Annotated in this window: 7 protein-coding genes; 5 read left to right on the top strand and 2 right to left on the bottom strand. The window is 74.4% G+C overall.

Annotated features, from left to right (window positions below; translation table 11 throughout):
- Positions 1–2 precede the first annotated feature (2 nt).
- Both ACFWZ5_RS40330 and ACFWZ5_RS40325 read right to left on the bottom strand, forming a co-directional pair.
- Positions 3–635 (bottom strand): hypothetical protein, encoded by a 633-nt coding sequence (locus tag ACFWZ5_RS40330; RefSeq protein ID WP_384892216.1) that lies wholly within the window; start codon positions 633–635, stop codon positions 3–5.
- Positions 636–736: 101 nt separating this feature from the next.
- Positions 737–1,990: a nucleotide sugar dehydrogenase gene (locus ACFWZ5_RS40325; RefSeq protein ID WP_384805975.1), complete on the bottom strand. Its 1,254-nt coding sequence runs from the start codon at positions 1,988–1,990 to the stop codon at positions 737–739.
- A 227-nt stretch (positions 1,991–2,217) separates the two neighbouring features.
- On the opposite strand from ACFWZ5_RS40325, the gene ACFWZ5_RS40320 reads away from it, so the two are divergent.
- The 5 genes from ACFWZ5_RS40320 to ACFWZ5_RS40300 all read left to right on the top strand — a co-directional run bounded on the left by ACFWZ5_RS40320 (position 2,218) and on the right by ACFWZ5_RS40300 (position 13,272).
- Complete coding sequence (locus tag ACFWZ5_RS40320) at positions 2,218–3,924, top strand: glycerol-3-phosphate dehydrogenase/oxidase (RefSeq protein ID WP_384805973.1); 1,707 nt, start codon at positions 2,218–2,220, stop codon at positions 3,922–3,924.
- Between the two features lie 330 nt (positions 3,925–4,254).
- Positions 4,255–6,603 carry a serine/threonine-protein kinase gene (locus ACFWZ5_RS40315; protein ID WP_384892213.1) on the top strand — a complete coding sequence of 783 codons (2,349 nt, stop codon included), beginning with the start codon at positions 4,255–4,257 and terminating at the stop codon, positions 6,601–6,603.
- A gap of 131 nt (positions 6,604–6,734) precedes the next feature.
- On the top strand, positions 6,735–9,623 hold the full coding sequence (locus tag ACFWZ5_RS40310; RefSeq protein ID WP_384805107.1) for a protein kinase: 2,889 nt from the start codon (positions 6,735–6,737) through the stop codon (positions 9,621–9,623).
- Positions 9,624–9,819: 196 nt separating this feature from the next.
- Positions 9,820–11,460, top strand: a complete 1,641-nt coding sequence (locus ACFWZ5_RS40305) for a protein kinase (RefSeq protein WP_384805109.1) — start codon at positions 9,820–9,822, stop codon at positions 11,458–11,460.
- Positions 11,461–11,586: 126 nt separating this feature from the next.
- Positions 11,587–13,272 carry a serine/threonine-protein kinase gene (locus tag ACFWZ5_RS40300; RefSeq protein WP_384805111.1) on the top strand — a complete coding sequence of 562 codons (1,686 nt, stop codon included), beginning with the start codon at positions 11,587–11,589 and terminating at the stop codon, positions 13,270–13,272.
- Positions 13,273–13,323: the final 51 nt, after the last annotated feature.

The raw sequence follows: 13,323 nt of genomic DNA, 5'->3' as shown, positions 1-13,323 counted from the left end.
GGTTACTGCGCCGCGCGCGTCGCGCCGCCGAACGCCGCGACCGCGGCTATCTGGAAGAACACGAACGTCATGGCGTCGGCGTCCTCCTTCCACCCCTCCTGGAGGAGGTCGAAGTGGTCGAAGAACATCTCGCTGAAGCCGACGTTGACCTTGTCGGCGACGACCATGGCCGCGCCGACCAGCTGGCCCAGGTAGACGGCGCCGAGGGACAGGACGGCGGCCACTACGGAGAGCGCGGGGTTGCGGCCGCCGACCTTGCCCGCGACCAGGCCCACGAGGGCGCCGACACCGATCGCGGCCCAGCCGATCTCGCGCTCCGTGGCGCCGATGACCGCTCCGTAGACGCCCGCCGCGACCAGGGCGGTCACGAACGCGGCGACGAGGCCGAGGCCCACGTTGTCGCGGGCCGGGGGCGGCGGGGCCGGGACCGTCATGGGGGGCTGGTAGCCCTGCTGCTGCGGCGGGAACGGGGCGTAGGGCTGCTGGCCGTACGGCTGCTGGGGCTGCTGCGGCTGTTGGCCGTAGGGCTGCTGAGGCTGCTGGGGGTAGCCGTAGCCGGGCTGGCCGTACGGCTGCTGCGGGGCCCCGTAGGGCTGACCGTCCTGTCCGTATGGCGGTGGCGTGGGCTGCGTCATCTGGATTCCCCCTGGGACCTGAGCGCACTGGTGTGCGGGAAATGGCTGGATCCGCACGGTAGCAGCAGTGACGGACGGGCCCCAGTGGGTTGGCGGAAGGATCAGAGGCGGTGGGCGGCGCCCGCGGGGGTCGCGCCCCGGGTGTCAAGCAGGAGTTGGGCTTTCACCGACAGGCCTTGCAGGTCGTACGTGCGGTGGTGCTGGAGCAGGATCGTCAGGTCGGCGTCGGCCGCCGCTTCGTAGAGGGTGTCCGCGCGGGGCACCGGATGGCCGAGAACGCTCCAGTGCGCGACGTACGGATCGTGGTAGCTGACGGCGGCGCCGAGCTCCATCAGGCGGACGGCAATCTCCTGGGCGGGGGCGGCCTGCTGGTCGGCGATGTCCGGCTTGTAGGTGACGCCGAGGAGCAGGACGCGGGCGCCGCGGGCGGACTTGCCGTGTTCGTTGAGCAGGGTCGCGGCGCGCTGGATGACATACCGGGGCATCCGGTCGTTGACCTCCTGTGCGAGCTCGACCATGCGCAGCGGGCGGGCGCCGCGGGCCGGGCTCGGTACGTCGAGGGGGGCGCCGTGGCCGCCGACGCCGGGGCCCGGGCGGAAGGCCTGGAAGCCGAAGGGCTTGGTCTCGGCGCAGCGGATGACGTCCCACAGGTCGATGCCGAGGTCGTGGCAGAGCACGGCCATCTCGTTGACCAACGCCATGTTCACGTGGCGGTAGTTGGTCTCCAGGAGGTGCACGGTTTCGGCCTCCCGTGGTCCACGCGCGCGTACCACCTTGTCGGTGAGTCGGCCGTAGAAGGCGGCGGCGGACTCGGTGCAGGCGGGGGTGAGGCCGCCGATGACCTTGGGGGTGCCCGCGTAGCCGTGGGTGCGGCTGCCCGGGTCGAGGCGGCCGGGGGAGTAGGCGAGGTGGAAGTCGCGGCCCGCGCTGAGGCCCGAGCCCTCTTCGAGGAGGGGGCGCAGGAAGTCCTCCGTGGTTCCGGGGTGCGCGGGGGACTCCAGGATGACCGTGGTGTGCGGGCGCAGGCGCGCGGCCAGGGCGCGGGCGGCATCGGCGACCGGGCCCAGGTCGAGCGAGCGGTCCGCGGCCCGGGGCGCGGGGGCGCAGATGACGGCGGTGCGCACCCGGCCGAGCTCGGCGGGGTCGGTGGTCGGCCGGAAGCCGCCGGAGAGCATCCGGCGGACGTCGGCGGCGGTGAGGCCTCCTTCGGCGCCGTCCCCGGGGAGACGGCCGCTCGCGAGCTCGGGTGCGCGGCCGGGGTCGTAGCCGACGGTGGCGATGCCGCCTGCGGTGGCGGCCTGCGCGAGGGGCAGGCCGAGGTGGCCGAGGCCGATGACGGCGAGATCAGCTGGCATGGCGTGAGCCGTCCTTCCCTGTAGCCGGAGCGGGACGATGGCGCAAGCCCTGTGGACAAGATGGGGCAGCGCAATGTCAGACTAGGAGTAAATATGACCGATTTGCCGTATTGGGCTGCCTCCGTCGTCGGAGTGTTGTCCACAGGCGGTGGCTGAAGTCGGCGCGCGCGACAAGAATCTGGGCATGATGTGAGCGCGACCACACCCGACGAGCACGGGAGGCAGCGGTGAGGACAGCGACTCTGGGGCCGGCGGAGCGAGCCGAGGCACTGGCGGGCATGGCCGAGCGCGAGCTGGACGTGCTCGTCGTGGGCGGCGGCGTGGTCGGCGCGGGCACGGCGCTCGACGCGGTCACGCGCGGCCTGTCCACGGGCCTGGTCGAGGCGAGGGACTGGGCGTCGGGCACGTCGAGCCGGTCGAGCAAGCTGATCCACGGCGGCCTGCGCTATCTGGAGATGCTGGACTTCGCCCTGGTCAGAGAGGCCCTGAAGGAGCGCGGTCTGCTCCTTGAGCGGCTCGCCCCGCACCTGGTGAAGCCGGTGCCGTTCCTCTACCCCTTGCAGCACAAGGCCTGGGAGCGGGTGTACGCGGGCTCGGGCGTCGCGTTGTACGACGCGATGTCGATGGCCAGGGGCCACGGCCGCGGCCTGCCCGTCCACCGCCACCTGACCCGGCGTCACGCCCTGCGTGTGGCCCCCTGCCTGAAGAAGGACGCGCTGGTCGGGGCCCTGCAGTACTACGACGCGCAGATGGACGACGCCCGCTATGTCGCCACCCTCGTCCGCACGGCGGCGGCGTACGGGGCGAAGACGGCCAACCGCGCGCGGGTGACCGGCTTCCTGCGCGAGGGCGAGCGCGTCGTCGGCGCCCGCGTGCAGGACGTCGAGGCGGGCGGGGAGTACGAGATCCGCGCCAAGCAGATCGTGAACGCGACCGGCGTGTGGACGGACGACACCCAGGCGATGGTCGGCGAGCGCGGCCAGTTCCACGTCCGCGCCTCCAAGGGCATCCATTTGGTCGTACCGAAGGACCGGATCAGCTCGACGACGGGCCTGATCCTGCGCACGGAGAAGAGCGTCCTGTTCGTCATCCCCTGGGGCAGGCACTGGATCGTCGGGACCACCGACACCGACTGGGACCTGGACAAGGCCCACCCCGCGGCCTCCAGCGCGGACATCGACTACCTGCTCGAGCATGTGAACTCGGTGCTCGCGGTCCCGCTCTCCCGCGACGACGTCCAGGGGGTGTACGCGGGCCTGCGCCCGCTGCTCGCCGGGGAGTCGGACGCCACGAGCAAGCTCTCCCGCGAGCACACGGTCGCCCACCCCGCCCCCGGCCTGGTCGTCATCGCGGGCGGCAAGTACACGACGTACCGCGTCATGGCCAAGGACGCCGTGGACGAGGCGGTGCACGGCCTGGACCAGCGGGTCGCGGACTGCGTCACGGAGGACATCCCCCTGGTCGGCGCCGAGGGGTACCGGGCGCTGTGGAACGCCCGCGCGGGCATCGCGGCGCGCACGGGCCTCCATGTGGTCCGCGTGGAGCACCTGTTGAACCGGTACGGCTCGCTGGCGGAGGAGGTCCTGGAGCTGGTCGAGGCCGACCCGGCCCTCGGCGCGCCGCTGGCCGCCGCCGACGACTACCTGCGCGCCGAGGTGGTCTACGCCGCGTCGCACGAGGGCGCCCGGCACCTGGACGACGTGCTCACGCGGCGCACCCGCATCTCCATCGAGACCTTCGACCGGGGCACGCGCAGCGCCCGCGAGTGCGCGGAGCTGATGGCGCCGGTGCTGGGCTGGGACAAGGACCAGATCGAGCGCGAGGTCCAGCACTACGAGAAGCGGGTGGAGGCCGAGCGCGAGTCCCAGCGCCAGCCGGACGACCTGACGGCGGACGCGGCCCGGCTCGGGGCGCCGGACATCGTGCCGCTGTAGGGCTGCGCCTGTGGGTGGCTGGGGGGCTGGAGTGCTGGGGCAGGGGGGCTTCGGCTGGGGGTCCGTCTCCGGGGGATCCGTCCGCAGAAGTCCTGTCTGTAGAGGTCTTGTCGGGAAGTTGTCAAGGAGAGACACGCCAGGATAAGGCGGTTTGACCGGAGGAGGGCGACCAAGGGGGGTATGGACAGGGGGGTTTGGGGTGGTGCGCCGGGTTCGCTCGGCCGGGAAGTCCACCATGTGGGACATCGGACCCGCGGCGTTGACCGGTCCCCGGGTGAGGGACAATGGGGGCTCTGTCAGGGCGGGTTGTGCGGGTAGTTGAGGGGACGCATGTCGGAGGCGGAGCAGACGGGCGGAGCCCGTCAGGATCAGAGCGCGCGTCTCCTCGCGGGCCGGTACCGGCTCGGTGACGTGCTCGGCCGTGGCGGCATGGGCACGGTCTGGCGGGCGAAGGACGAGACGCTCGGCCGCACGGTCGCGGTGAAGGAGCTGCGCTTCCCGTCGAGCATCGACGAGGAGGAGAAGCGGCGGCTCATCACGCGCACGCTGCGCGAGGCGAAGGCGATCGCGCGCATCCGCAACACCAGCGCCGTGACGGTCTTCGACGTGGTCGACGAGGACGACCGGCCGTGGATCGTGATGGAGCTCGTCGAGGGCAAGTCCCTCGCCGAGGCCGTCCGCGAGGACGGGCTGCTCACGCCGAGACGCGCGGCCGAGGTCGGCCTCGCCGTGCTCGACGTGCTGCGCTCGGCGCACCGCGAGGGCATCCTGCACCGCGACGTGAAGCCGTCCAACGTGCTGATCGCCGAGGACGGGCGCGTCGTCCTGACGGACTTCGGCATCGCCCAGGTCGAGGGCGACCCGTCGATCACGTCGACGGGCATGCTCGTCGGCGCCCCTTCGTACATCTCGCCGGAGCGGGCGCGCGGGCACAAGCCGGGCCCCGCGGCCGACCTGTGGTCGCTCGGCGGCCTGCTGTACGCGGCCGTGGAGGGCGTGCCTCCGTACGACAAGGGCTCGGCCATCGCGACGCTCACCGCCGTGATGACCGAGGCGGTCGAACCGCCGGAGAACGCGGGTCCGTTGCTGGAGAAGGTCATCTACGGCCTGCTCGCCAAGGACCCCGAGCAGCGGCTCGACGACGCGGGCGCGCGGGCGCTGCTCCTCGACGTCGTCAACGGCCCGGACACCCCGGAGGACCACGGGCACGTGGAGCCGGTGGAGGCGACGAAGGTCGTGCCGCTGCCGCCCGTGCCCCCGCAGGCGCCGGGTCCCGGCTCGTCCGGCGGCCGTAAGGGTGAGGGCCGCAAGGGTGAGGAGGCGGCCGAGCGGCTGAAGGGCGCGTTCCGCTCGGTGCGCAAGAAGGCGGCCGCGGCGACGACGTCCCGGAGCGCCGGGGCCGGGGTGACGGCAGGTGGCGCGGCGGCGGGCGGCGCGGCGGCTAGTGCGGCGACGCGCGGGGGCACGACGGGCGGCACCGCGGTCGGCGGCGCCACCCCGGGCGGTGCCGACAGCGGTGCCGCCGCGAAGGGCACCTCGGCCGGGACCGGCCGGACCACCGGACTCACGGGGCTCACCGGGACTGCCGGGACCGCCGGTGCGACCGCTGCCGGGACGGCGGGCGGGGCGCTCGGCGCGGGGGACCGGAAGGCCGCGGGCGACGCCGACCGTGCCGCCGGTACCGACGGCGCCGGACGCGGGACCGCGGCCGCCACGGGAGCCGGGGCCGGAGCCGCGGCGGCCGGACCCGGCCTGAGCTCCACCCCCGCGGCCGGAAGCCCGAGCACCCCACCCGCCCCGCGCATCCCCGCGCAGCCCGGCACCCCGCCGAGCGCTCCGCCCAACCCCCCGCTCGGCACCGCGCACGGCGTCCCGTCCGGGCCGCCCGCGCCGCCGCCCAGAGCCCCGCTCACGGACGTCGTGCCGCGGCGCACCCTCGTGATCATCGCGGTGGTCGTCGTGCTCGCCGTGCTCGGCACGGTCCTCGCCTTCGCGCTCAGCGGCGGCGATGGCGACAAGGGAGCCAAGGGCAGCCAGGACAAGTCCTCCTCCAGTGGTGCGACCGCCGGCGGCGACGGCAAGGGCAAGGACTCCGGCAAGGACGGGAGCGGGTCCGGCGCCGGCAAGGACGACGCCAAGGGCGACCAGGGCAAGGGCGAGGGGCAGGACTCCGGCAAGGACGACGACGCGGGGCAGGGCGCGCCCATCGGCGGGGACGACAAGGGCAAGGACAAGCCGAGCGACGACGGCGCCGAGGAGACGTACAAGCACCCGCAGGGCTTCTCGATCGGCCTGCCCAAGGGCTGGAAGTTCGGGTCGACGGACCGCGCGGGCGCCCGCTTCACCGGGCCGGACGGCCAGAAGCTGCTCGTCGGCTGGACGACCGCGCCCAAGGACAACCCGGTGGCGGACTGGAAGAACCAGGAGTCGGGCATGCGCCGGGCCCAGTACAAGCGGATCCGCATAGAGAAGGTGGACTTCCGCGGCTGGCTCACGGCCGACTGGGAGTTCACCTACGTGGACGGCGGCACCAAGTTCCGCTCGGTGGACCGCGGCTTCGTGGTCAACGGCGGCCTCGGCTACGGCCTGATGTACACGGCGAAGGCGGACGACTGGGACGGCGACCGGCGCAAGGCCACGTGGCGGACGTTCACGCGCACGTTCGAGCCCAAGAAGTGACGGTGTGAGATCCGGCAACCCCTCATTACGGTCCGGTCGGGGGACGTATCGTGAGTGCTTGCGGAGGGTAAGCAGCCGCAACGAGCCGTAAAACGAACGGAATTGACCACCGGGCGGTTGGGGGAGGCATCGTGGACGACTATGCGGGACGGGTACTCGCCGACCGCTACCGCCTGCCGCTGCCGCCGGCCGATGAGTACGAACTCGCGGAGACCCGCGCCTTCGACACCTACAGCGGCCAGGAAGTCCTGGTCAGGCAGGTGCCGTTGCCCGAGGTCGTCGAGGCGGAGGTCGTCGGCGACGAGGGTTTCGGCGACGGCGACCTGAGCGATGTGCTGCCGGGCGGGCTGCCCGACGGCTTCAGGAGCGCGGGCAGGTCCTCGGGCCGGGGCGCGCGGCGTCCCGCGTCGCGGGCCACGCGCAGGCCCAGCGACCCGGCGGTGCGCAGGGCCATAGAGGCCGCGCAGGCCGCCGCCCGCATCCCCGACCACCCGCGCCTCGACCAGGTCTTCGACGTGTTCGCGGAGGACGGTTCGCTGTGGATCGTCAGCGAGCTGGTCGCGGCCCGGCCGCTGGCGGCGCTGCTCGCGGACAAGCCGCTGAACCCGTTCCGGGCGGCGGAGGTCGCCGCCGACGTCGTGACGGCGCTGCGCGTCCTGCACGCGCACGGCTGGGTCCACCGGAACATCACCGCGCGCACGGTGCTCGTCTGCGACGACGGGCGCGTGCTGCTCACGGGCCTCGCGGCGGGCGCGGCGGAAGAGGCGCTGTGCGGGTACGACCCGCGCCCCGAGGAGGACGACTTCTCGGGCTTCACGGCCGATCCGGGCGCCGCGGCCGGTTCCGACGGCGGCATCGAGGCCGAGGGGCCGGACGAGGGCGAGCGGTACGGCGGTTCCGGCGACCCGGAGGCGTACGGGGAGACGGATCCGTACGGGGAGCAGGATCCGTACGGGGACGCGGAGCCCGAGCCGCACGCGGGCCGGGATGCGTACGGCGACACGGACTCGTACGAGGAGCCGGACGCGTACGGCGACACGGGTTCGTACGGCGGTGCCGAGCCATACGGCAGCGGCGCGGAGCCCTACGGCGGGGTCGAGCACGATCCGCGGGCGGCGCGGGCCGGGGCGATCGCCGCGTACCGGGCGGGCGCGGCACGGGCCGCGGCCCGGGTGAGCGGGGCGGACGTCGACCTGGACACCGCGCCCGAGATGGGGGAGGGGTCCCACAGCTCCGGTGGTCCGGAGGGTTCGGGCGGCGCCGTCGGGCGGATCTCCGACCCGTACGGGGTCCGGGGCAACGGCCGGGAGAAGAAGCCGTGGCACGGGGCGGTACCGCGCGGCGGCGTCCCCGCCCAGGCCGCGCCCGCGCCCACCGCACCCCGCACCCTGGCCGAGCGCGCCCTGGCCGAGGGCACCCACGCGGAGCGCGGCACCCACGCCGAGCGCGGCACGCAGCACGGACTTCCCGCCCAGGGCCGGGGCCAGATCCAGCCCCGGAGCGAGATCCAGCGCCACCCCGCACCCGACCTGACCAAGGCCCCCGCAGCCCCCGCCCCCGCCCCCGAAGGCAACAGCGTCGAAAGCGACGGCGTCGAGAGCGAAGGCGTCGGGAGCGAAGGCCACGGGTACGACGGCGGCTGGGGCGAGCCGCAGGAGCGCAGGCCCCGCCGTGGCCCCACCACCGCCCTCGCCGCCGAGCGCGCCCGGCACGCGCGGATGACCGTCGTCGGCGCGGTCACCGAGCGCTGGGCGCCCGAACAGGCCGGGCCCGTGCACGAGAACTGGCAGCTGGCCGCGCCCATCGGCCCCGCCACCGACCTGTGGGCGCTCGGCGCGCTCCTCTTCCGCGCCGTCCAGGGCCACGCCCCGTACCCGGAGGACAGCACCGCCGAGCTCGTCCAGCTGGTGTGCGCGGAGCCGCCCGCGTTCGCGGAGGAGTGCGGGCCGCTGCGGCCGGTCGTCGAGTCGCTGCTGCGCCAGGACCCGACCGACCGGATCGACTTCGAGGAACTGAGCGGCTGGCTGCGGTCGTTGGTGCGGTCCGCGCCCGAGCCGGACGCCGGGGTGCACGTGGTCCCGGCCCCGCCGTACGACGGCGGCAGGCTGCCCGTCGTACGCCGCCGCGGCGAGGTCGTGCGCAAGCGCCGCCCCCCGGCGCCGGTCCCCACCGGGAACGGGCACGGCAGACACAAGCGCGGCCGGGAGAGCGCCCGCGAGCGCGCCCGGGACACGAAGCCGGTGAAGGCGCCGCGCCCGGAGCGCGCGCCACGGCCCGCGCGCGGGCCGCGCTCGCTCGGCCGGACGCTGCTCATCGTCATCCTCGCGGGCCTCGTGGCGGCCGTCGTGTACGCGATGGCGTTCATGCCCAAGGCGGAGAGAAGCGACGGCGCGGGCGGCACCGGGAACGCCGGTGAGGTGAGCCCCGCGCCGGACGAGGCCCGCCCCGGCACCGGCGGCAAGGACGATGAGAAGGACAAGCCCGACGACGGCGAGAAGGGCGGGCCGGGGAAGTCCCCGGAAGAGTCGCCCGCTTCGCAGGAGCCGCAGACCACCGACGCCGACCTGGCGCCCGGCTTCACGGTGCGCAAGGACGAGGAGGGCTTCCGGGTCGCCGTGGCCAACGGCTGGAGCAGGCAGCAGGTGAACGGCCGCGGCCAGGTCCTGTACACGCACGGCAAGTTCGAGCTGCTCGTCGTGCCGGGCCGGGACAGCACCGGGGACTACGGCACGGACCCGATGAAGTACCAGAAGGAGGGCGAGCGCGAACTCCAGCCGTTCCGCGACTCCTCCTGGGCCACGTCCAGCGGGATGCGCCGCGTCGACGTGGGCGGGCGGGCCATGGCCGAGGGCCAGTTCACCTGGCAGGCCACCGACGGCACCGAGGTCTTCGTGCGCAATCTCGCGATGGTCGTGGGCGGCAAGTACCACGTGGTGCAGGTGCGCGGGCCCGAGGCCGAGCGGGACGAGGTGGACCGGCTGTACGAGCAGGCGTCGAAGTCGTACCGGGTCGCCGGCTGACCTCGCCGCGGCCCCGGACCAGGACCCCGACTAACCGGAAGCGACCGCTCCGTACGCGGGGAAACCGGGTGCACCTCCGTCACAGTGCGGTCTCTCAGGACCCCCGGCCGTTCCCCGTTTCCCCATGCATCCTTAACCTTGGCACTGTCAACAGTCTGGGCCCTGTCAAGACCAACTGCGGGGGAACGTGAATCAGATGCAGGGCCTGCTCCTCGCCGGCCGCTACCGGCTCGGTGAGTCCATCGGCACCGGAGGCATGGGGCGGGTCTGGCGCGCGCGGGACGAGGTGCTGCACCGTGCCGTCGCCGTCAAGGAACTGACGGCCGCACAGTGGGTGCAGGAGGCCGAGCGCGCGGTGCTCCTCACGCGTACGCAGACGGAGGCGCGCGCCCAGGCCCAGATCAACCACTCGGCCGTCGTCACCGTGCACGACGTCCTGGAGTACGACGACCGGCCGTGGATCGTGATGGAGCTGGTCGAGGGCCGCTCGCTCGCGGACGCCGTCCGGGACCAGGGCCGCGTCGAGGCGCGCGAGGCCGCCCGGATCGGCCTGTGGGTGCTGCGGGCCCTGCGCGCCGCGCACACCGCCGGGGTCCTGCACCGCGACATCAAGCCGGGCAACGTGCTCCTCTCCGACGACGGGCGCGTCCTGCTCACCGACTTCGGGATCGCCGCGATCGAGGGCGACGCGACCATCACGCGCACCGGCGAGGTCGTGGGCTCCGTCGACTACCTGGCGCCCGAGCGGGTCAGCGGCAAGGACCCGGGTCCTGCGGCCGACCTGTGGGCGCTCGGCGCCACGCTCTACACGGCGGTCGAGGGCAACTCGCCGTTCCGGCGCACCTCGCCGCTCGGCACCATGCAGGCCGTGGTCACCGAGGAGCCCACGCCGCCCGCCCACGCGGGCCCGCTCGGCCCCGTCATCGCGGCCCTGCTGCGCAAGGATCCGGCCACTCGCCCCGACCCGGACGAGGCCGAGCAGATGCTCGCGGAGGCGGCGGAGGGACGGCGGCCGAGCACCGCGCAGGCGTACGTGCCGACGCGGACCGACCAGCGGCCGCCCCAGCCGCCCCAGCACGCCCAGCACTCGGGCCCGCAGCACCCGCAGGGCCCGCACCCCCAGGCCGCGCCGAGCGTCCCGTACGGCACGCCCCCCACGCAGACGGCCACGGCGACCGCGGACCACGGCCCGTACGCGGGACGGCCGGTCAGGCGCCGGATGCCGCGGGTCGTCGCGCTGGTCGTCGCGGCCGCGCTGCTCGGCGGCGGTGGCGCGTTCGCGTACCTGTCCATGGGCGGCGACAGCGACAAGAACACACAGGCCGGCACGGGCGGTGACAAGGGGACCGGACAGAAGAAGGGCAAGGACGACGGCGAGCTCGTCGGCGGCATCCCCGCCGACTGGGTGCGCGTGCGCGACGTGGAGGGCTTCAGCCTGATGCTGCCCAAGGGCTGGACGCGCCGCGTGGACGGCAGCCAGATCGACTACACGCCGGACAACGGCCGCCACTTCGTGCGCATCAGCGTTGACCGCAGCCCGGACTTCGACACGCCCTACGCCCACCAGCTCGACCTGGAGAAGCAGGTCAGCGACCTGCCCAAGTACCGCCGTCTGCACTTGAACTCCAACTCGTTCCGGGACCGGCCCGGCGCTCTGTGGGAGTTCAGCTGGACGGCCGGTGCGAGCGACACGACGAGGGGCCCGCGGCGCGCCATCGAGCAGGGGTACGTCAGCCGCGAGGGCGTCGAGTACATGATCTACATGTCGGGGCCCGAGGAGAGCTGGGACAAGACGCGGTCGCAGTTCGACGCGGTGCTGCGCGGCTGGCACGGCTGACGCCCCCGCGTCCCGGACGCCCGCGCCGCCGAAAGGCCCGTGTCCCCATAGGCTTGAACTGGCCGTTCCGGGGTCCCACCAGCGCCGATCGGATCCGTGACCTTACCTGTGGGGCATGATGGCCGCATGGGGATCCTGGGTGACAACACCCGTGTGATCGCGGGCCGTTACCGCCTGGAGGCGCGCCTCGGCCGGGGCGGCATGGGTGTCGTCTGGCGCGCGACCGACCAGCTCCTCGGCCGCCGCGTCGCCGTCAAGGAGCTCGCGGTCGACGAGGCGCTCTCCGACGAGGAGGCCGCGCGCCACCGCGAGCGGACGCTGCGCGAGGCGCGGGCGGTCGCGCAGCTGCGGCACCCGCACATCATCGTGGTGCACGACGTGGTCGTGCACGACGAACGCCCGTACATCGTCATGGAGTTCATCGACGGCGGCTCCCTCGCCGAGCGCATCGGCAGGGCCGGGCCGCTCGGCCCGCACGCCGCCGCCCGCGTCGGCCTCGACCTGCTCGGCGCGCTGCGCGCCGCGCACGCGGCGGGGGTCCTGCACCGCGATCTGAAGCCCGCGAACGTCCTCATCGAGGAGGCCACGGGCCGCGTCGTGCTCACGGACTTCGGCATCGCGCGGGTGTCGGGCGCGACGACGCTCACCGAGGGCGAGTCGTTCGTCGGCTCGCCCGAGTACACCGCGCCCGAGCGCATGTCGGGCGAGCGCACCGGGCCCGCGTCCGACCTGTGGTCGCTCGGGGCGCTGCTGGTCGCGGCGGTCAGCGGCGAGTCGCCGTTCCGGCGCGACTCGATCGGCGGGGTGCTGCACGCCGTGGTCTTCGACGAGATACGCCCGCCGCCCGCCGCCGCGCCCCTCGCGCCGCTGGTCCTCGGCCTCCTCGACCGGGACCCCGAGCGGCGGCTCGACGCGACGCAGGCGGAGCGGCTGCTGCGTACGTACATGGCGACGGGGACCATGCCGAGGCTGCCCGGGGACCGGGCGGGCGCCGTGCTGCCGCGTCCGGCGCTGCGTCCGCGGCGCCCGCCACGTGATCTGCCCCTGCTCCCGAACTCCTTGTCCGACGCGTCCGCCACGGCCGACGTGTCCGGCCTCGGCCCGGGCCCCGGTGGACGGCTCCACCGCCCGCGCCCCCTGAATCCCCGTCAGGGCCGGGCCGTCCTGATCGCCGCCGTCCTCGTCGCGGCCGTCGCGGGCGGCGCGGTGTCGGCCGCGGCCCTGCTGCTCGGGCGCGACGGCGACGGTGGCGGTACGCGGCCGAGCTCGGCGTCGCAGGGCACGGCGGACCCGCGCACCGAGCCGACCGCGACGGCCACGTCCACCGCCACCTCGACGGCCACGTCCACGGTCACCAAGACCCCCGACACCCTGGGCCCCGCGACCCCGGACGTGCCGCGCGGCTACCGGCTCGCCAAGGACCCGCGCGGCTTCGCCCTCGCCGTGCCGCGGGGCTACGCGCGCGGTACGGACGGTCCTCGCACCCTCTACACCTCGCCGGACGGCGCCTTCCGCGTCGGCGTCGCGGCGGCGGCTCCGCGGCCGGGCGGTCCGCTGGCCGCGCAGCGCCGCGCCGACGCCGAGGGCCCGGAGCGCCAGCCCGGCTACCGCGCGGGCGAGGTCACCGAGACCACGCGCAACGGCCGCCCCGCCGCCCTGTGGCAGTACACCCAGGGCACCCGGCGCACGTTCGACCTGCGCTGGGACGAGGGCGGCCGCGGATACGAGGTGTGGGTGTCGGGCCCGGTGCCGCGGGCCAAGGAGGCGCGGCGGCACTTCGACACGGCGGTGGACACGTTCGTACGGCGGTGAGCGGGAGGCGGCAAACGGGATCGGCCTTGGTGTCCGCGCGGACACCAAGGC

This window comes from Streptomyces sp. NPDC059003 (assembly GCF_042740445.1).
Lineage (GTDB): Bacteria > Actinomycetota > Actinomycetes > Streptomycetales > Streptomycetaceae > Streptomyces.
Note: the sequence above shows the minus strand (reverse complement) of the source record. Positions and strands in the feature narration are given on the sequence as shown.

What these genes read in the sequence shown, in the direction of transcription:
- ACFWZ5_RS40305 (WP_384805109.1), top strand. Translation starts at nt 9,820, where the DNA reads ATGCAGGGCCTGCTCCTCGCCGGCCGCTACCGGCTCGGTGAGTCCATC.
- ACFWZ5_RS40315 (WP_384892213.1), top strand. Translation starts at nt 4,255, where the DNA reads ATGTCGGAGGCGGAGCAGACGGGCGGAGCCCGTCAGGATCAGAGCGCG.
- ACFWZ5_RS40325 (WP_384805975.1), bottom strand. Translation starts at nt 1,990, where the DNA reads ATGCCAGCTGATCTCGCCGTCATCGGCCTCGGCCACCTCGGCCTGCCC.
- ACFWZ5_RS40330 (WP_384892216.1), bottom strand. Translation starts at nt 635, where the DNA reads ATGACGCAGCCCACGCCACCGCCATACGGACAGGACGGTCAGCCCTAC.
- ACFWZ5_RS40300 (WP_384805111.1), top strand. Translation starts at nt 11,587, where the DNA reads ATGGGGATCCTGGGTGACAACACCCGTGTGATCGCGGGCCGTTACCGC.